The following is a 21,201-nucleotide window of genomic DNA, read 5'->3' on the forward strand; positions in this document are numbered from 1 at the left end:
TTTATTAATTATATTTGCTTTATATTGTTATAATAAAAATATCTAAATTATAAATTAATAAATTAATATTAATTTAAAAACATTTATAAAATCTAAATTAATAATAGAATAATTACTATGAAAAAAAATGAATTAAATAATTATAAAGATAAAAAAAACTTCAACAATAAATACTTGATAATGATTAAAAAAATTCAAAATTGGATAAGAAATAAGGTGAAAAAAGCTAATGCTAGTGGGGTTGTCCTTGGGATTTCTGGCGGCATTGATAGTTCAACCTTGGCAATTATTAGTTATCAAGCTTTTAAAAAAGATGCTCATTTTTATTATTTAAAAACAAGGGCAGATGATATTAATGAAATGCACATCAAGAAGTTAAATTTAGTTGTTGAAAATAAGATTGAAACAATTGATTTAACAAAAGAATTTAACGATTTTTCTGATAAGTTTAATTTAAAGGAGGATTGAATAAAAGCCAACACTAAATCACGATATTTTATGAATGTTTTATATACCAAAGCACAACAAAATAACTCATTGGTATTGGGTACAGACAATTTTGATGAATATTATTTAGGATATTTTACCAAATGAGGTGATGGTGGTTGCGATTTATTACCATTTGCAAATATATTTAAATCTGATATTTATGAGATGGCTAAACTATTAAATGCACCAACAGAAATTTTGGATAAGAGACCTTCTGCTAATTTGCTTAATGATCAATATGATGAAGATGAACTTGGTTTTTCATATGATGATTTCGAAAAATATATTATGGATAATACTTTAATAAGTAGTGATATTTCAACTAAAATTGAGTATTTTCATAAAAAAACAAGCCATAAAAGAAAGTTAATTCCAAGAGGCCCAAAGTTTAAATAAAATTTATTTTTTTATAACTACATTGAAATTATTAATTTTTAATTAATGAATGTTATATATAAATTTTTTTTAAATTTAGTTAATATATAGGTATAATGTTAAATTAAAATTTAGGCCTTTATTAATTCGAACCTAAATTTTAAAAATTTATGAAGTTTTTATGTGTTTTTTTCAATTTGAATAATATAAATTTTGATATTCATCAGTTGTCTTTACAACTTGACAAAAAAGCTTGATTAATCCCTCGTTAGAATCAAAAAGTTTTTTGTCAAAATGGTCATAATATTTAATTTTGCTAACATTATTTATGATGTTTTGATTTAGTTGAAATTCTAATTTAACATTACCTTTAAATGTTGGCGAAATATGATAGCCTATAAGTCCGTCTGTTTTGGAACTAATAAATTCTTTCTTTTTACTATTTCAACTATTTTTATTATTTATATAGTAATCTATTGTGTACTTGAACTTGTTTATTTCGGTTTTTCTTGGTATTAATTCAGCAGTAATAAATCTATTGCCTTCTTCAATAGAGATACTATTTAAAAATTCTAACTGATATTGCCTTTTAGGAATGTAATATTGATCTGGACTCTTTAATTCAATCGTTTGTTGCATTGCTTTTTCTAAAAAATTATTTTGTTTTAGGTTAAAAAACTTCATATTGTAAATTAGATTATTAGAATAAGCAACATTATTTTCGAAAATGTTTGTATATTCCCCAGTCTCGCCATCGAAGGTAATTTTTATAGATTCAATTAGCTCAAACTTTAAATCTTTTTCTTTAACATTAATATTATTAAAATCAACAACATTATTTTCTATTTTGAAATTAATAACAAAAGAAAGCTTGTTATAAAAATTAGCTCTTCACCTGTTATAAAAACTAACCTTTAGTTCCTTTAAATCTTCGAATTTTATTTCGCTTTTGTCTACATATTTTGAAATGCGAAATTTTATCCGTTCATTTTCTAATTTCTCTAGATCTTGCACTTCAAGATCCTTATTATTTAATTGCAAAATTTTAATTCTTGAATTCTCATATGCTGATTTAGGAATCGTGAATTCAATAATTCATGTATTCTCTTTCAGGTTTCTTAAAATTAATATTTCACATTTTTGATCTTTTGTAAGTCCGATGTCTAAATTTCATCTATCTTCAACATTGTATGTTCCGACAGTTGCACTAATTTTCTCTTTATATTCAACAACTTCTTTTTGGTGTTCAATGTTTGAATAATTATAAATTGGTAGCATTAAATCCTCTCTATGCCTCTCTCATGGGCATAATAAGTACACCATTATTTTTTACTTTATGCTAATAAATGAAACTTTTGAAATCTTTTATTACATAAAAAAATATTTTGTTCTCATTTTTTGCCAAAATAAATAAAAGCCATATTTGCTATCTTTGCAAATAAGCTTTATTTGACTATTTTATTAATCGAATAAACATCAATATAATAAACTTTCGATAAATTTTAATCTTCGATAGAATGTGGATTTTGATATATTGAAGGTTTTTCAAGTTATGTTGCTTAGATCGTCTTTGAATAAAATTGTTAGTAATATTGAACGGTCCAATTGACTTAGACTTTTAATTAGTTTTATAACTAATTGTTTTGATCCGCTCGTAATTTCTAATCTTTGCAATCTAAGTTCTTCAAAATTTGCAATTTTTTTGGATAATTCCAGTTCAAGTCTAGTAATGTCTAATTCTAATCTAAAACTGCCATTTTCATTTTTTAAACCCACAAAATCCTTTAATAGTTTTAATAATATTGGTCTTATAATAAGGATATTTTTAAATCTTTGTCTCATTTTTTACCTTTCACCATTATTTTAATATTTTTTTTAGGAATTATAGGAATCTATGAAACTGAAAAAACATTTTATATTTATAAATATAAAAAAATTTTAAAGTTTCAAAAAAAATGTAGCATTTTTAGCAATACTACATTTTATAGATATTTATCTGGGTGTAATTCTTTCATTTTTTTAATGAATTCCTCTTTAGTAAGAGAGCCGTATTTTTGCATTAATTCGACACATTCATTATATTCATTTTGCGCTCATTTTGCATCTTCAAATCCAGTTATGCTGGTAATATTTGGGCCTTTGAAGAATTTATAGTTTTTAAAGAATATTTCTACTGAATGTAGTCACATTTTATCCAAGTCATCTAATGATTTAATGTGATCAAGACGATAATCATCAGCATGAACGGCGATTAATTTAGTATCAGTTTCACCTGAATCAATCATTTTCATTGCTCCAATAATTCTGGCTTCAACTGAGACACCTGGCATAAAAATTTCAGGTGAATAAACTAAGACATCTAGTTCATCGCCATCTCAATCAAGCGCTTCTGAAAGGTAACCATAGTTTGCTGGATATCTAAAACCCTCACGCAAAATTCTATCAACTTTTATTTTTTTGGTTTTTCGATCATACTCATATTTAATATTTGAATTTTTAGGAATTTCTATATTTACTATTACATTTTTCATAAATAAAATTTTATCAATTTTTATTTTTTCTAAAAAATTTCCCTATTTTTTCTTAAAGTCGATGATTTTTAAAATTTCGCACTTATATTTGAATTCAGGAGGAAGAAAAAAATGACAATTTATTTATACGGAAAAATTGTACACACAAATACAAATTATTTTATTTTAGACCACAATGGCAGAGGTGAACTTATTTATGCGCCACAAATGAGTAGATTTAAAGCAGGGGAGGTGAGAAAAATATTTATATCTGAAATAAACAATGAATATTCTAGGGTGACATATGGATTTGACAATTTTAAAGAAATGGTAGTTTTTGAGGATTTAATTTCATTGCAAGGATTAGGCCCTAAAACTGCTATTTCAATATTAAATTCAGGTTGAGAAAATATTATTAATTATATTGCAAACTCTAATAAAGAAGAGTTAATAAAGGTACCTTATGTATCGCCAAAGATTGCTAATGCAATTTTATTGACCTTAAAGGATAAATATATTAAATTTATTTCAAAGATGAGTGATGAAGAAATGCAAAAATTCAATAAAGTTTCAAAAAACAACACAGTTTTAAAAGAATTTGAAGAAACAATGAAAATGTTAGGATTCAAAAATAATCAGATCAGACTTGCTCTTGATAATATAGAATTAACGAGCAATATTGAAGAATCTGTTGAAAATGCAATTAAAATAATTAGTCAAAAACAAAATGAAGCAAGAATTTAGAATAAAAAGTTTTGATAATTTTATTGGGCAAAATAAGATTACATCTACTTTAAAAGTGATGATAAACTCAGCACTAAAACAAAAAAGGCCTATTGACCATTTATTATTTTACGGGCCACCAGGATTAGGGAAAACTACCTTAGCTCAAATAATTGCTAATGAGACTCAAAGTAACATCATTTATGTGCAAGGGCCCCTGATTCAAAAGAAAAGTGATATATTAACTTTGTTTTCTTCGTTGCGTGAAAATGATATTCTGTTTATTGATGAAATTCATGGTATAAATAAGAATATTGAGGAATTATTATACTCTGCCATTGAAGATTATGTTATTGATTTGCCTGTTGGTGTTGAAGGTGATATGAAAATAATGAGATTAAATTTAAATAAGTTCTCATTAATAGGAGCTACTACAAAATTTAATTTAGTATCAAATCCACTAAAAGATAGATTTGGATATATCGGAAAATTATTGCCTTATAGTAACGAAGAAATTAAAGAGATAATCAGTAATTCAGCCAATAGAAATAACATTATAATCGCACCAGATGCAATTGAGGAAATAGCAAGAAACTGTCGATCTACTCCAAGGATTGCTAACAACTTATTAAAAAGAGTTTATGACTTTGCATTATTTCGAAACTTAAATCAAATAGAAGCAAGTTTGGTAAAGGAATCATTTGAGTATCTAGATATATATCCCGGGGGATTAAATATTTTTCAGGTTGAATATTTGAGTATTTTAAAAAATGTATTTAAAAATAAAAGTGCTTCTTTAGATACTATAAGTTCAATTTTAAAAGATGATAAGGTAACAATAATTAATGATTTAGAGCCTATTCTTTTAGTAAAAAAGTTCGTTGAAAAAACTGTTAGGGGTCGAAGAATAACCAGCGACGGAATTGAATATCTAAAATCAATTAATAAATAACTAATAAGTTTTTATGTTTTTTATATTTAATTTAAAACTTTATAACTATTAAAATATATTCAAAATATAACAATTATTATATAATTGTACCTATGAATAAAAAAAATAAAATTAGCCCTGCAATAAAATGAGTTTTTAGTATTTTTATATTTATTGGGATGTTGTTAGCATTTATTTTTGGTTCTATTTTTTATTTAACACCAACATTGAATAAATTTAATCGTACTAATAATGAAATTATCGGAACTAAAACAGTTTTAAAAATTCAAAAAAATAGCAACCAAACAAGTTCTAAAAACGAATTACAACCAAATAAAATTGCAGATATTGTAAAGCAGTACCTTCAAGAAAAAGGTGATAAATTAACTTCTAACTATGATGTTAATTTATTGTCTAATAATCTTATTGAAGTAAAAGATTTGTCAGCAACTGATGATAAATCCCAAAAACAGCTTTTAGACTCATTAATTAAAAAACCTAATTTAACAATTACCGATCATAATGGTAATCCATTATTTTATAAAGGTAGATATCAAGGTAATGAAAGCTCATTTCACGGGTTGAAAGAGCTCATTGATGAAGGGTCTCAAAATTTTAACATGGATTTAGATCCAAATCCCGCAAGTGATAAAATACCTGAGGGTTATGCAGATAGAATTCAAATTAAATTGAATAGTTATGCATGAGATCAATTTACACACCTTGCATATGATTATTTTATAAGAGGTTTTCAACAACAAGGACAAGGTCAAGATGACCCTAGCACAAAAGTATACTTTTGGTTAAATTTGGATGAATTCATTCAAAATGCCATTCAAAATGATAGAGAAAATTGAGACAGAGCAAAAAATAATCCTGTTAATTATGCATATGCCAATAATAAAGCAGGTGATGATGTTACACGCGATAAGGACGGAAAAGTATTAAAGACATTAAAACCAAGCTTAAAATATTCAATTAATGCCCAAAGATATTTAATTTCTGCAATATCTCCTATCTCGTTGATTTCATCAAAAAAACGTGATTCAATATTTTACTTAATTAATAACATTTCTAATGGTTATTCAAATAAACAATTAACTTCTTTAATTAATTTCTCATATACACCATTTAAATTAGAAAAACAAACTTCTTATTTTATTACTAAATCATATAGACAATTTGATTCATATATCATTGCTATAGTTGTTATGTGAGCCGTTATGTCACTATTTTTATTAATAAAGTACAGACTACTTGGTGTAACTGCTAGTGTTACGTTGGCATTCTTGATATTTGTATTTTTATCAATTATAACTGCTTTTGGTGTAGTTATAAATTCAACAATTGGACTAACAGTAATTATGTTACTATTTATTGCATTTAGTTTATTAATTAGAAAATTGCACATCTTTGCAAAGGAAATTAAGGAAGGTTCGAATACTAACAAAGCTATAAATAAGGCGACAAAAAGGTCATTGATATCTGGACTTGATGTAGTAGCTGTTATAGGCATTGGGGCCATTTTGGCTTTCTATTTAAATATTAATCATTCTTCAACTATTGGTGCGTTAATGGGTATTGGCGCTTTGTTAATTTCTTTTATTGTTATTGGTTTAAATACCATATTGTTTAGACTTATAATTCAAACCGAATCGTTTGATAATAAGAAGTATTTGCTTTTAATTGCAAATAAAAAAATACATAAATTTACTTTAAAGATTAATAATTTCTTTAAAGTAAGACTACTTATTATTCCTATTATCGCTATTCTTATGGTGTCAATATTAATATTTGGTTCCTTTTCTGGAATACAAAAGTCAGCATTATTAGGTTTTAATGTCGATTCTAATTTAAAATTTAAGTTTATTTATAGTGTTGGTTTAAATTTCAAAAATGGCGTTGATATTAGTGGACAAACTACTATATTAAATGAATTGCAAAATTTTATTATTTCTCATAATGAAGGTGTTTTAATCGAGAAAGTAAAAGCAAGTGAAAACGGATTAAATTCGCTATTAATTTATTCTAATATGGATATGAGCAATTTAATAAACAACGAATTGCTAAAGTTATTTAATTCAAAGAATTATGCAGATGTTACTTTAGTAACTAGCTCTAATGCTTTAGGAAATAACAGCATCGGGTATTCAACTGCCTGAATCTCTCTATTAATGCTATTAACCAATATTTGCATATTCATATATATCACAGTTAGATATTCAATGCAATCAGCAGTTATTTTTATAGTAAAACAAATTCTTTTGATTGGTTTAGTGTTAGGGATATTCATTATCTTTAGAACTAAAATTGATAATTTTGTGTTTGACGGTTTATTATTTGTTTCGTTTATCAATATTGTTGATTCGGTAATCAATTCATCAATCATAAAAGATGAAATTTTAAAAGATACTAATACCAAGAACTTTATTTATAATCCAACCCAGGTTCATAATATTATCAAAATATTAATAAGTGATACCTTTACTATTCAAACATTTAATGTTATTTTGGGATTTGTATTATTATCATCAGCTCCATTCTTGCTTGTGAGTGTATCGTTTAATGCAATATTTTCACTTCAATTAGCATTGTTATTTACTTGATATTTAAACATGTTTATTATTCCAAGACTATTAGAACATTTAATTAATTTAAGATATAAAAATAAACACAAAAGAATTGAAAATGATTTTTGAAAAACAGAAAAAATCCAAGAGCAAACCTTTATTGGTATTAATGATTTTTCGATGTAATTTAGTGAGGAATATATGTTCAAAAGATTAAAAGGCACACAGGATATTTATAATAAAGAGGCTAAAATACTAAATTTTATTCGTAAGACTTTTGAGGGAATAAGCAAAAAATATAATTTCCAATTTATTGAAACACCAATTATTGAAGACTATAATCTTTTTATAAGAGCAGCTGGTGAAACTAGTGACATTGTAACAAAAGAAATGTATGTTTTTCGTGATAACGGCAATAGAACTATTAGCTTAAGGCCTGAAGGCACAGCATCAGTTATTAGAGCATATATCGAAAATAAGATAAATAATTTTACAAAGGCAAAATTATTTTACTTTGGTCCTATGTTTAGATATGAGCGACCACAGAAGGGTAGATATAGACAATTTATTCAAGGTGGAATTGAATTAATCGAAAAAAAATCAGTTTTCTCTAACTTTGAGGCAATTAAATTTGCTAATGATTTCTTAAATGATTTAAAAATAAATGATTCTATTTTAGAAATTAATAATCTTGGTAGCATTGAAAGCAGAAATAAATATATTGCATACTTAAAGGATTACTTTTTAAAATATAGAGATCAACTAAGTGAAATTTCAAAAATTAGATTAGAAAAAAATCCCCTTAGAATTCTTGATGATAAAGAGGAAAATAAAAAAGAATTTGTAATGAATGCTCCTAAATTACTTGATTTCTTAAGTTATAATGAAAAGCAGGAATTTAATGAATTGTTAATTTTGCTAGATAAATTTAATATTAGATATAAGGTTAATCCATATTTAGTGCGAGGATTGGACTATTATACAGATATTGTCTTTGAATTTGTTTCAGATTCGAAGGCTCTTGGTTCGAAATCAACAATTCTTGCTGGTGGCAGATATGATGGAATGGTTGAATCTTTCGGAGGCCCTTTGATCGGATCGATCGGGTTCGCTTTCGGCGTTGATAGAATATCTAACATAATTGCTTATAACATTGACAAATACGAAGAGATAAAAGAAGATTTAGATATTCTTATAGGTTATATAAATGATCACGAAAAAGATGAAATATTAAAAATCGCTTATGATTTAAGAAAAGAGTACAACATCGAATTCATTAATGAAAAATGCTCAGTTAAACAACTTTTTAAATTAAATTATCAATTAAAACCTAGAATGCTCATATTTAAGGAATTAAATTCAAAACATCAAGAAATAAAAATAAAAATTAAAGATATTGAAATTATTCATAAATACCATGACATCAAACAATTTCAAGAGATAATAAAGGATGTAATATAAAATGAAAAAAATATATTGTGCAGATTTAGATATAAATAATATAGGTAATAGTGTGGAACTGTTTGGTTGAGTGGCAACTAAGAGAAAATTTAAGAATCAAATGTTTGTTGATCTGAGAGATTCTAGCGGTATCATTCAATTGGTGTTTGTTAATATTTCTGACCCACTTTTAACCAAAGAAAGTTGCATTAAGGTTAATGGTATCGTTAAGAAGCGCCTTGATGCTAATGCAAACTTAAAAACAGGTGAAATTGAAGTTTTAGTTAATGAATATCAAATTCTTAATTCATCTAAACAAATCCCTTTTGATATTGAAGATGATAAGAATAATTCTGCAAATGAGGATTTACGTCTAGAATATAGATTTTTGGATATTCGAAATAAAAAAGTATTGAACAATCTTAAAATTAGACATAAATTATCGCTTTATATTAGAAATTTTTTCGATAAGAAAGGTTTTATTGAGGTTGAAACACCTATTTTAGCTAAATCAACTCCAGAAGGCGCAAGAGATTACCTGGTGCCAACAAGAAAAAAAGGAAGGTTTTTTGCTCTACCTCAATCACCTCAATTATTTAAACAATTATTGATGGCTGGAGGTGTTGAAAAATATTTTCAACTAGCAAGAGTTTTTAGAGACGAGGATTTAAGAAAGGATAGACAACCAGAATTTACTCAATTAGATATTGAAATGTCTTTTGGCTCGGAGGAAGAAATCTTTGCATTATGTGAGGAAATGTGAGCAGAAGTTCTGGGAAAATTAGGCTATAATATTGAAACAAAATTTCCACGAATGGATTTCGAATACTCAATGAAACATTATGGAAACGATAAACCCGACACAAGATATCCATATTTAATTCAAGATTATTCAGAGGAATTGAGTGATAAATTCGGAATGAAATATGTAAAGGGCATAATATTTGACCGGGATGTTAATGAGCATATTGATATAATTAATGAAATTTTTTATAAGAATGGTGGTGAGTTTTTTGAAACGTTAGATTTAACTTGTCCATCATGTGAAGTTAGCAAACACCTTGCAACAAAAAAAGAGTCAACTCATTTATCAAACCCGATCGCTTTAATATCGGCCGGTAACGATGAAGAAAATGTTTTAAAAGCCTTGGGTGCAATAAGAACACTATTGAATGAGCTATATAAGTTAGCAGATCCTAATAAATTAAACTTTTTGTGAATAGTTAATTGGCCAATGTTTGAATTTGATAAGGAAACTAATTCTTATGCTCCTGCACATCATCCGTTTACTCAATTTGATGAATCTACTGTTCATTATCTAAAAAATGATGAGTTTAATAAGGTTAGAGCTAAATCATATGATTTAGTTTTAAACGGTTTTGAGCTAGGTTCTGGATCGATTAGAATTCATGATCTCAATATTCAAAAAATGATTTTTGATATTTTAAAAATATCAAGAAAAGAACAACAATCAAGATTTGGCTTCTTCTTAAAATCATTTGAATACGGCCTACCACCGCATTGTGGCATTGCATTTGGTATTGAAAGAGTTTTAATGATTTTAACTAAATCATTATCCATAAGGGATGTTATTGCTTTTCCAAAAAACGCAAAAGGTGTAGATTTGCTTACTTCAGCGCCATCAGAATTAACAAAAGATCAACTTGCTGAGTATGGGATAGAAATTAAAAGTTAGGAGAAAATAATATTATGGTATGAGCATTAGTTGTGATTCTTTTAATAATATCCTTAGGTATTATAGGAATATCGTTTATGATGGCCCCAGATTCTAATAGTTTTAGCGGTGCACTTGTTGGTAGCAATGATCTTGACCTATTTAAAATTTCAAAAGAACGCGGAATTAAAAAAGTTCTTAAATGGTCGATGATTTCCTTAGGCATTTTAATGTTTATATTTGCAATTATTTTGCGCGTTGTTTGACAGCAAGGTTAAAACTTACATATAATGAACAATAAATTTTTTAAAAATGTTAAAAAATTAGACTCAGTTGAGATATTAAAATTCATTCAATCTCATCCACAAGGTTTAAGTTTTTTGGAAATTGTAAAGAAATTAAACATACATCCATCATTAAATACTGATTTATCATTAATACTTAAAAAATTGGAAGAAAACGAAAAAATCGAATACAAGAGGGATGGTTCCTATATTCCTATTTTTTATCTTACAATGGTCGAAGATATTGTTGCAATAACTAATAAAAGATTAGGTTTTATTGATTTTATTGACGCTAATGATGAATCGAAGAAAAAATCTGCAATTTTATTTCCATTTGAAACAAGAAATCTACTTGATGGCGATTTAATAGAGGCCAAAATTTTCTATTATTATAACGATCAAAATGAATTGTTATATAAGGCAAAAATTACAAAACTATTAAAACATAAAAAAAATATTTTGATAGGAAATTTCTTAAGATCGCATAATGGGAAGATTTATTTCGAAGCATCAAATGATCGAGATAAAGGAAAGTTTGAGATTTTTAATTTAATGAATATACCTAAAAATATAAATAGAGATGATGTTGTTGAGGTTTTTGTTTTAGAACCAAATGAAAAAAATATTGCTATTAAGTTTAATAGAATTATTACAAATATTAATTCTTTTGAATTTCCATTTGCTAAAATTCTCGCAGAAAATGAAGTTAGCCAGAAATTCAATGATAGTGTTCTTCTAGAAGCTTCCAATATGCCTACATCTGTTAGTGATCATGAAATTAAACAACGAAAAGATTTACGCAGTTTATTAACTGTTACTATTGATGGTCTAGATACAAAGGATTTTGATGATGCGATATCATGTTTTGTGTTACCTAATGGTAATACAAAACTTTATATTCATATTGCGGATGTTTCTTATTATGTAAAAGAAGGAAGCAAAATTGATAGTGAGGCATTGCTTCGGGGTACATCAATTTATTTGCCAGGTGAGGTTATACCTATGTTACCTTATGAATTATCTAATGGAATTTGTTCATTAAACCCTAATGTCGATAGATGTACTATTACACTTGAGTTAGAAATAGATAAAGAAGGTAATAATGTTAAAAAAGATATTTATGAAAGTGTAATTAATTCTAATTATCGCCTAACTTATAATGAAGTGAATGATTATTTTAATAAAAAGATAAATGTATCACTAGAATTAAAAAAATTAATGGATGATTCGCAAAGAATATCAAAAATTATTCGACAATATAAGATCAAAGAAGGTTATGTTAATTTTGAAATTAAGGAACCAAAGTTAATTATAGAAAATAATAAGGTAGTAGACATCAAAATAAGAGAGGACGGCGAAAGTGAAAATATGATTGAAGATTTTATGGTTAGAGTAAATGAAACAATAGCGGAAATGATGTTTGAAAACCATATTCCTTCAATATATCGTGTTCATGATAAACCATCTGATGATAAGCTTTTTGAGCTTCAAGAACTTATTAAATTTGCACATTTAAATAATATATTGGTACCTTTTGATGGAAACCCATTAAGTTTTTCAAAAATGGTAAATAAACTAAAAGAAAAAGGATTGGATGATTATATAAAAAATGCTTTTCTTAGAACAATGCAAAAAGCAGTATATTCATCTAAAAATATCGGTCATTTTGGTCTTGCTTCTAAATATTATTCACATTTTACCTCACCAATAAGAAGATATCCTGATCTATTATTGCATCGTTTAATTAAGAAATATTTGTTTGCTCGTAAAAAAATTAGCGATGAACAATTTGCGGAGGAATCTAGTAAAATTGAGCAAATTGCGCTTATGAATTCTGAAAGTGAAAGAACAGCAATGACTGTTGAAAGAGACATTGTTGATATTAGAAAAGCCGAATATTTTGAATCACTAATCAATAAGACATTTGTTTCTACGGCCGTTTCTATTGAAAAATTTGGAGTATTTTTTAATATTAACGAATATCAAACAAGTGTTTTAATAAGATTTGAAGATTTGGATGATAATGTTATAAAAATTTCCAATTATGAAGCTAAAGGCGACCGCCTTTTATTCAAGGTTGGCCATAATTATAAAATAAAAATTATTGGGATTGAAAGAGAAAAGGGAAATATTAATGCGTCTTTGTGTTAATATTTCTTTTTTTGATCTTATAATATTATTTATGCCAAAGTTAATTATAAAAAATAAATTTGCTAAATTTGATTATGAGATTCATAGTACTTATGAGGCAGGAATTTCATTACTTGGTTGAGAGGTAAAAAGTTTGAGGGCACAAAATGCAAAAATAGATAATGCCTTTTGCTCTATTAGCAACAAAAATGAGGTTTGGATTAATAATTTGTATATTTCTCAATATATGCTAGTTAAGGGCGAATTGGATAGATCAAGAAAATTATTGATGCATAAAAAAGAAATTTTGAGAATAAGTAATTTAATTGATAGATTAGGCTTAATAATGGTTCCCCTTTCGATTTATTGAGTGAACAATTATATAAAAGTTGAAATTGCTTTGGCTAAAAGATTAAAAAAATACGATAAACGTGAAAAAATTAAACAAGAAGAGCTAAAAAGAAACCTTAGAAAAATATATTAACGGGGATGTAATGGCTTCGACAAATATTTACGTATTTCAATTGCAGTGGTCTTGTAAACCATAATACTTCTAGGCTTTTTAAATGCAAACTTAGAAAACAAAAAAGAAAAAGACTACTTCATGACAAACGTTATGAATCGTCAATTAAATCCAGTATTTGCTTAATTAAAATCTGGTCAAAATCTTATAATGTGGCCCGCATTTAAGAATTTTGTTGTCTTGGGCTTGATTCAGTACTGTTTCAGTTAAGGGCTGAATGACTCAAATAAACTGACACCCTTTTAATTTTTTTCTATTTTAATTAAAACTGGTTTAGCATAAAAATAGAATAAACTGTAGATATTGAAATATTACAATGTATGGACCGGGGTTCAATTCCCCGCATCTCCACCAAATGTAAATACACTAGCATGATGCCTTGGCATCATGTTTTTTTGTTTATGTTAAGAATCAATTATAAAAATAATTAGATAAAAATTATAGTAAAAATTTTTATTAGACAAATAGCAATATTAATAACTAAATAAGAGGAATCACCGATATACCAACGTCAAGTAAAATGATAGATGTAGAAAGTTAAAGAGTCACCATTATTAAAAAAACTCCTTAAAATTTATTTTTTCAATTTACAAAAAAACTCAAAAGATATCGAAAGAAATGGCCTTTTAAAATTTTGGGAAATAGCAAATTTTAAAATATTAAGGTATTTAGCAAATAAATAAATTTATGAAATTATTAATTTGTGGTGGCTTTATTTCAAAATAACAATTGTAATCTTGCTGAATTATTAAGTTAAATTTTACAATTATCGTAAAAACCTATTTTATTGCTTTTTTTGATGGAAAGTTTAGAAAATAATTTAATCCGGTTTTTTGATAAAAAAATATATTAATAACAAAAAAGTTTTTTTATTTTTTTTAAATAAAATAGCTTATTTTTAATTAAAAAATAATGTATGATTTTATAATATATAAAGTATTTTTATTGTAAATTTTAAAATAAAAGGGGAAAAATAATGGCAGTGAGATTAGTCGTAAATCATCCTGATGGATGGGCAGTAAAAAATCCGAAAGGACAAAGAGCTTTGAGAGTTTTTAAAACGCAAAAAGAAGCTATGGATTATGCAAAATCATTGAAGGATACAACGTCAATTAATGTGCAAAGTAAGACTGGTGCATTTAGAAAAGTATAAAAATGTACAATATTTTAGATGGTAAAAAAACTAAGGAAGAAATACAAACTAAAATAAAAAAGCAATTTGAAAACATGGCAGAAGATAAAATGCCAATTTTAGGTATATTACAGGTTGGTGATCTTGAGGAATCTAATATATATATAAAGCATAAATTAAATATTGCTCATTTCCTTGGGTTTAAAACAAAATTAATAAAATTAAATAGAAACGTATCAGAAGAAGAAATAAAGCATAATATTGATATTCTGAACAAAGAAACAACCGGTTTTTTAGTTCAGCTTCCTTTGCAAACGGATAAAGTCAAAAATCTACAAGAGTTACTTAATTGCATTAATATAACTAAGGACATTGATGGTTTGACACAATGGAATCAAGAAGCAAATTTTCTAACTAATTTTAATTCATTTCTCCCTGCTACAGCTCTTGGTGTTGTTATATTATTAAAAAAATATCAAATTAATTTTAATAATATGAATATTGCCGTTGTCGGTCAAAGCAAGATAGTTGGAAAGCCGCTTGCTGATTATTTTGAGCAAAATGGGTCTCATGTAAGAAGATATGATATTAATACTCCGAAGGACGATTTATTATTGAATGATTTAGTTGTTGTAGCAACTGGCTGCCGTGGCTGCCTGGACGGAATAAAATTAAAGGATAATGTTGTCCTTATTGATGTAGGAATACATCGAATAAATGGTTTAATTGTCGGTGATATTGATATTTCTAAGATAAATAACAAAATATCATATTTAACTCCAGTACCTGGCGGTGTTGGACCCATGACTATCATTGCTTTAATGCTTAATTTGGTTAAGGCATATGATATACAAAACGATTTAAATTTTTTATCAAAAATATTGATAGATTTATAATTAACTTTATATGTTTTTTAATATAATTATTAACTGTTTTTTTATAAAAAAATAGCATATTACACAAATTGCTATTTTTTATTTTTTTACTATTTTTTGATTACAACATTTAGTAAAATAATTTAAATATTTTTAGTTTTCTTATTTAGGGGGTCTTTATGATAATAGGAATAAGTGGAATGATTGCTGCGGGAAAAAGTTCGCTTTCTTCCAAATTAGCTAATCATTATAAAAATTCTTTACTACTGAATGAATTTGAAGAAAATGATGAGGTATTCAATACTTTTTTAAAGTGATTATATGAGAAGAAACAAAATTTAACTATTAGTTTTCAAAGTTTTATTATTGAAAACCATTCAGCAAAATTTATGGAAATTTATAATAAATTGCAAGATAAACCCGATATAGATCGGCATTTGTTTTTGGATAGATTTTCTATTGAACATTATATTTTTGCTAAGTTAATTCTTAGCAAAAAGGAACCTAAATATTTTGATGGCTTCAAAGCCTTATTTTCTAAGTTAATTACAAAAAGCGAATTACCGGACTTAGTAATATTTCTTGATATTAGTTTTGATACTTTTAAGAAAAGAATTTTTGAGCGAGGGAGAGCTATTGAAATAGATAATTGAGATCTTAATTACGATTATTTCAAGAACTTGCATGAAAATTATTATAAAATTTTTAGAGAACTTGCTGATGATTTTCAACTTAATTACAAAATTATCGATACAAACAATTTATCTGAGGATGAGGTATATAAGCAAGTAGTAAAAATTATTGATGAAGAGGAAAAACAATGGCAGTTAAGACAATTGATCCACGAATAGAAAAAGTTCTTTTCAACCAAGAACAATTGGAATCAAAAATAATTGAACTAAGCAATTGAGTTAATGAAACATATAAAAATTCAAATAACTTAATTCTTGTCGGTTTATTAAAAGGATGCTTACCGTTTTATGCTCAATTGATAAAAACAATTAACATAGATTTTATTACGGATTTTATGATAACTAGTTCATATGATGGGAAAGACAAACCATCAGGAAATGTTAAGATAATTCTTGATCTTGTTAATAATATCGAGGGTCGTGATGTGTTAATAGTTGAAGATATTGTCGATACAGCAAAAACTATGACTAAGGTTGTGTCAATTTTGAAATCTAGAAATCCTAAGAGTCTTAAGGTCCTTACTTTATTAAATAAACCTAGTGGTAGAATTGTGGAATTTGAGCCTGATAATTATGGTTTTATTATTCAAAAAGAAGACTTTGTTGTGGGTTTTGGTTTTGATTGAGAAGAAAAAATGAGACAGCTGCCTTATATAGGCACAATTAAAAAAAGCATTATTTAATTGTAATTAAATAAAGGAAAAAACAAACAAAAATGAGTCTTCTTCAATATATGAGGTTTCAGCATTAAAACATTGATTTTTTACAGTTTTATTCCGTTGAGGAATTATTTTATCACTTGTTTTTACATTAGGAATTGCTATACCATGAGTTTATTGTGCAAGACAAAAATTTATTGCAAACCACACCATTATAAGCGCTAGAAGATTGAAATCTGATGGAAGAGGTGGACAAATTATTTGATTCATTTATTAAATGATGACTATTAAGTATTGTAACATTTGGTTTTTATACTTTCTTTATCTTGCCACAAAGGGTTGTTGCTTGATACACAAAGCATACACTCATTGCTGAATAATTAAAAGAAATTATAAAATGCAAGAATTTAATCTTGCATTTTTATTTTTGCGTTTATCTATTTTTCAGCCTTGTCAGCCTTAGTTGTCGATTCTTTATCATTGTCCTTAGGTTTTGATTGTACCATTTTAACAATAGCTTGTTCAACATTCTTTTCATATTGTTTTATATTTTCTTCTAATTTTCTATATTTTTCATAATTTTCAGAATCGCTAAATTGAACTAGTAGAGTAAAAATTTTATGTGGTAGTTCATTTTGTTCCAATGATTTCTTTGAAACGAAGGTTTTTATTTGTTCTGGTTTTAAATTATATGATTTAGCTATTTCATTAACCTTATTTTCATATTCTTCATCAGTGATTTGTAGATTTTCCTCATCTACAATTTTTCCTAAAACAAATGATTTAAAAAGATTTTTAAAGGCTTCATCTTGATATGTTTTTAGAACATCCTCTTTATTGGTTTTTGTGAATTCAAAATAATCTCTTTCGCTAATCCCCTTTTGTTTTAGCTGTTGAATAAAACTTTTATAATATTTTTCAGCTTCTTCATTAATAATTATGTTAGAAATTGTTATTGAAGAGTTTTTGATGATTTCGTTGATTGCTTCATCTGTGTAGGTTTGCGAAGCTACTTGTAAAACTGCTTTTGTTGCTTCAAATTCAACATATTCATTAAATTGTTCGATAGTGTTTACTAATGGATTTATTTTTGCTTCTTTTAAGAATTGATCATTTACCTCTGGGTAATTATTTGTTTTAACTGAATTAATTTTTACTTTAAAGACTACATCTTTTCCAGCCAATTCTTTTGCATGATATGTTTCAGGGAATTTAAGATTTATATCTTTTGATTCACCACGATTTAGATTGACCATTTGTTCTTCGAAGCCAGGAATGAATTGATTTGATCCTATTACTATGTCAAATTTTTCAGCTTCTCCGCCTTCAAATTTTTCCCCATTAATGTAACCAGTAAAATCAAAATTTACACTATCACCCATTTTTATTGGTTCATTAGATTCAATGGAAACAGCGTAATTTTTTAGAATTGTTTCTTTGGTACCTTCAATCATCTTTTTATCAATGTTTGCAATGTTTAACTTAGTATTAAGTTTCTTATATTCACCTAAATTTACATTAGGAAATAGAGGGAATCTAAATACATATGTGGCACCTTGGTCAGAATAATCACTAACATCAAAACTAGGGTGATAATCATTAATAATTTTATCTTCGTCTTTAATTTGGGTAATTATATGATTTTTATAAACATCATCAAATTTATCATGAATTACTTTATTAAAAATTTTAAATGGATCAACTCTTTTTAGAGCTTCTTTTAAAGGGGCTTTACCTTTTCGAAATCCAGGAATTGTAACATCATTAGCTAATGATTTTTGAGCTTTTTCATAGGCCTTGGTTCACTCCTCGCCATTAATGGTATAATCGATAATTAATTCGGTATTTTCCTCATTGAATTTTCTTGACATTTTTTTGTTCTCCTTGAATAAAAAATATTGTTATTATTATAACATTATTTATTTAAATAATGAATATAATGATTTTTCATTATCTGATAGTGAATTTTCATCACTTTCGCCAAATAAAACCTTAGTAACGTTGATTATTTCTTCATATTCGCTAATAGTTTTATTTTTTAAAATATTAATTCAATTTTTGAATAAATATGCACTGAATACTTGTCTGGCGATTTTGCTTTTTGCTACATCATTGCTGTAAATTGTTAATATTTCTTTTTCCAGTTTAGCAATTGCCTCATTTTTTAAAAATGAACCATCTATTTTAGGATTAATTATTATATTATTAACTTTGTAATTGTAATCAACATTCTTTGTTTGCAATAAATCATATATTAGCGTTTGAAATCCTCCGTTGTCAAAACCATCTCCATTAAAAAAGAATTGAAATTCAGATAGATATTCATTTATATCTCGGTTTTTTAATTCATTATAGTTAAGCATAAAAATATAATCCATTTTTTTGTTTTTTAATGAATTAATTAGTGATAAAGTATCTAAATTGGTTTTTGTTTTTAAATTGTTTTTTTTAATCTGAAATAATATAGTATTTCTGAAAGCATCAATTTCTTTTTGCATTGCATCAATAACAAATTTATTTCTCGAATTATCTAAGAGATAAATTGCTTTGAGCGGGTCGTCATATCTTATTTCTGTTATTTTATCAATGAAATCATTAAATTCTTTTTCTATTAAATCCATAATATAAAATTTTACACTATTAACATTATTAAAATAAATAATGTTGCTTCTAAATTAATAAATAATTCTATAATTTATATATAAAAAAATTAACGTTATTAGATGACGAAAATTAATTTTATTTTTAAAGAATTTTTAAGGAGAATAGGAATGTCTAAAATTAAGAAAATATATGCATATGAAGTTTTAGATAGTAGAGGGAATCCAACAGTTAAGGTTGAGATAACCACTAAAAAAGCTTTCGCTGAAGCTCTAGTGCCATCGGGCGCATCAACTGGATCAAAGGAAGCTTTAGAACTACGTGATAAAGGAACAAAATATGAAGATAATTGATTTGGTGGAAAGGGTGTTCAAAGTGCTTGCGATCATATAAATAATGAAATAGCTAGTTTATTAATTGGGCATGATGTCAAAAATCAAGAGTTGATTGATAATATTATGATTGATGCTGATGGTACTCCAACAAAATCAAAATTTGGTGCCAATGCAATTTTAGCTGTATCTCTAGCATGCGCAAAAGCAGCTGCAATCGAAGCTAAAAAGCCATTATATGAATATCTGGCTTCTTTAAAACAAATTAGTGCAAGTTCATTTACTTTGCCGGTGCCGATGTTAAATGTTATTAACGGTGGTGAACACGCTTCAAATACCATTGATTTTCAAGAATTCATGATTATGCCAGTAGGGGCTAAATCATTTAAACACTCTCTGCAAATGGCAAATAAAGTATTTCATACATTAGCTAAATTACTTAAGAAGGCAGGACACGGAACACAAGTGGGTGATGAAGGTGGTTTTGCACCTAATTTACATACCCATGAAGAAGCACTTGATTTTCTTGTTAAAGCAATTAAGGATGCTGGTTTTAATCCTGCAACAGAAGGCGTAAATTCGATTGCAATTTGCTTGGATGCTGCATGTTCGGAACTATATGATTCAGAGACGAAGAAGTATGTATTTAAGAAATTTAAGAAGGCATTATTAGATAAAAGAGCTGGTTTTGAAAAATATGCTAAAAATAAATACGAATTTACAACTAAAGAACTTGTGAATTACTTTGGTAAATTGATTAATAAATACCCTATCATTTCAATTGAAGATTCACACCATGAAGATGATTGGGACGGTTTTATTGCAATGAATGAGAAGTATGGTGAAAAGGTTCAGTTAGTAGGGGACGACTTAATTGTAACAAATCCTCAATATATAAAGGAAGCTATTACTAAAAAAGCAATTAATGCTTCATTAATTAAGATTAACCAAATTGGTTCATTAACAGAGACAATCAAAGCAATCAAGATGTCTCAAGAAGCTAATTTAGTTCCTGTGATCTCACACCGTTCTGGCGAAACAGAAGATACATTTATCGCTGATTTATCAGTAGCATTTAGCACCGGAGAAATAAAAACTGGTTCAATGTCAAGAACTGATAGAATCGCTAAGTATAACAGATTAATAAAAATCGAAGATGAGCTAGGTAATAGAGCTAAGTTTAAAGGAAGAGAAACATTTTATAATTTAAAATAATATATCAAAATAAAATTAGACCTAATCCCCAATTGTTATGGGTTT

The 21,201-nt window shown here is 26.7% G+C and carries 19 protein-coding genes and 1 other RNA gene; 15 read left to right on the top strand and 5 right to left on the bottom strand.

Annotation, left to right across the window (positions count from 1 at the left end; translation table 4 throughout):
* The first annotated feature begins 117 nt into the window (after positions 1-117).
* Positions 118-885, top strand: coding sequence for an NAD(+) synthase (gene nadE, locus ACWXVS_RS00815; RefSeq protein WP_455994578.1), 768 nt, complete (start codon positions 118-120; stop codon positions 883-885).
* Positions 886-1,032: 147 nt separating this feature from the next.
* Here nadE and ACWXVS_RS00820 read toward each other — a convergent pair whose 3' ends face one another.
* The 3 genes from ACWXVS_RS00820 to ACWXVS_RS00830 form a co-directional block, all read right to left on the bottom strand.
* The gene (locus ACWXVS_RS00820; RefSeq protein WP_455994580.1) at positions 1,033-2,142 is read right to left on the bottom strand and encodes an MHO_1580 family protein; all 1,110 of its coding nucleotides are present in this window, start codon (positions 2,140-2,142) and stop codon (positions 1,033-1,035) included.
* Between the two features lie 183 nt (positions 2,143-2,325).
* A complete protein-coding gene (locus ACWXVS_RS00825; protein ID WP_438340802.1) occupies positions 2,326-2,706 on the bottom strand; it encodes a hypothetical protein in 381 nt (126 codons plus the stop codon).
* Between the two features lie 140 nt (positions 2,707-2,846).
* Complete coding sequence (locus tag ACWXVS_RS00830; RefSeq protein ID WP_438340803.1) at positions 2,847-3,395, bottom strand: inorganic diphosphatase; 549 nt, start codon at positions 3,393-3,395, stop codon at positions 2,847-2,849.
* 111 nt (positions 3,396-3,506) lie between these two features.
* On the opposite strand from ACWXVS_RS00830, the gene ruvA reads away from it, so the two are divergent.
* The 13 genes from ruvA (at position 3,507) to hpt (ending at position 17,032) form a co-directional block, all read left to right on the top strand.
* A complete protein-coding gene (ruvA, locus tag ACWXVS_RS00835) occupies positions 3,507-4,118 on the top strand; it encodes a Holliday junction branch migration protein RuvA (RefSeq protein ID WP_455994582.1) in 612 nt (203 codons plus the stop codon).
* Complete coding sequence (gene ruvB, locus ACWXVS_RS00840) at positions 4,102-5,049, top strand: Holliday junction branch migration DNA helicase RuvB (protein WP_455994584.1); 948 nt, start codon at positions 4,102-4,104, stop codon at positions 5,047-5,049. Before ruvA ends, ruvB begins: the two co-directional genes overlap by 17 nt.
* 92 nt (positions 5,050-5,141) lie before the next feature.
* On the top strand, positions 5,142-7,784 hold the full coding sequence (gene secDF / locus ACWXVS_RS00845; RefSeq protein WP_455994586.1) for a protein translocase subunit SecDF: 2,643 nt from the start codon (positions 5,142-5,144) through the stop codon (positions 7,782-7,784).
* Between the two features lie 15 nt (positions 7,785-7,799).
* Positions 7,800-9,059 carry a histidine--tRNA ligase gene (gene hisS, locus ACWXVS_RS00850; RefSeq protein ID WP_455994588.1) on the top strand — a complete coding sequence of 420 codons (1,260 nt, stop codon included), beginning with the start codon at positions 7,800-7,802 and terminating at the stop codon, positions 9,057-9,059.
* 1 nt (position 9,060) lies between these two features.
* The gene (aspS, locus tag ACWXVS_RS00855; RefSeq protein WP_438340808.1) at positions 9,061-10,734 is read left to right on the top strand and encodes an aspartate--tRNA ligase; all 1,674 of its coding nucleotides are present in this window, start codon (positions 9,061-9,063) and stop codon (positions 10,732-10,734) included.
* Between the two features lie 14 nt (positions 10,735-10,748).
* A complete protein-coding gene (gene secG, locus ACWXVS_RS00860) occupies positions 10,749-10,991 on the top strand; it encodes a preprotein translocase subunit SecG (protein ID WP_438340809.1) in 243 nt (80 codons plus the stop codon).
* Between the two features lie 12 nt (positions 10,992-11,003).
* Entirely contained in the window at positions 11,004-13,148 is a 2,145-nt protein-coding gene (locus ACWXVS_RS00865) for a ribonuclease R family protein (RefSeq protein ID WP_455994590.1), read from the top strand.
* 31 nt (positions 13,149-13,179) lie between these two features.
* A complete protein-coding gene (smpB, locus tag ACWXVS_RS00870; protein ID WP_455966273.1) occupies positions 13,180-13,611 on the top strand; it encodes an SsrA-binding protein SmpB in 432 nt (143 codons plus the stop codon).
* Between the two features lies 1 nt (position 13,612).
* Positions 13,613-14,004, top strand: a transfer-messenger RNA (tmRNA) gene (gene ssrA, locus ACWXVS_RS00875).
* Between the two features lie 622 nt (positions 14,005-14,626).
* Positions 14,627-14,803: a DUF2188 domain-containing protein gene (locus tag ACWXVS_RS00880; protein ID WP_438340812.1), complete on the top strand. Its 177-nt coding sequence runs from the start codon at positions 14,627-14,629 to the stop codon at positions 14,801-14,803.
* 2 nt (positions 14,804-14,805) lie between these two features.
* A complete protein-coding gene (locus ACWXVS_RS00885) occupies positions 14,806-15,678 on the top strand; it encodes a tetrahydrofolate dehydrogenase/cyclohydrolase catalytic domain-containing protein (protein WP_455966271.1) in 873 nt (290 codons plus the stop codon).
* Between the two features lie 158 nt (positions 15,679-15,836).
* Entirely contained in the window at positions 15,837-16,508 is a 672-nt protein-coding gene (locus ACWXVS_RS00890) for a deoxynucleoside kinase (RefSeq protein ID WP_438340814.1), read from the top strand.
* Positions 16,478-17,032 (top strand): hypoxanthine phosphoribosyltransferase, encoded by a 555-nt coding sequence (gene hpt / locus ACWXVS_RS00895; protein ID WP_438340815.1) that lies wholly within the window; start codon positions 16,478-16,480, stop codon positions 17,030-17,032. The genes ACWXVS_RS00890 and hpt overlap by 31 nt, the downstream gene beginning before the upstream one ends.
* A gap of 413 nt (positions 17,033-17,445) precedes the next feature.
* Here hpt and tig read toward each other — a convergent pair whose 3' ends face one another.
* Complete coding sequence (gene tig, locus ACWXVS_RS00900; protein WP_444705116.1) at positions 17,446-18,879, bottom strand: trigger factor; 1,434 nt, start codon at positions 18,877-18,879, stop codon at positions 17,446-17,448.
* A 48-nt stretch (positions 18,880-18,927) separates the two neighbouring features.
* A complete protein-coding gene (locus ACWXVS_RS00905) occupies positions 18,928-19,629 on the bottom strand; it encodes a hypothetical protein (protein WP_438340817.1) in 702 nt (233 codons plus the stop codon).
* A 150-nt stretch (positions 19,630-19,779) separates the two neighbouring features.
* Here ACWXVS_RS00905 and eno point away from each other — a divergent pair, with 150 nt between their 5' ends.
* Positions 19,780-21,156: a phosphopyruvate hydratase gene (gene eno / locus ACWXVS_RS00910; RefSeq protein WP_438340818.1), complete on the top strand. Its 1,377-nt coding sequence runs from the start codon at positions 19,780-19,782 to the stop codon at positions 21,154-21,156.
* Positions 21,157-21,201: the final 45 nt, after the last annotated feature.

This window comes from Mycoplasma sp. 327 (assembly GCF_053851655.1).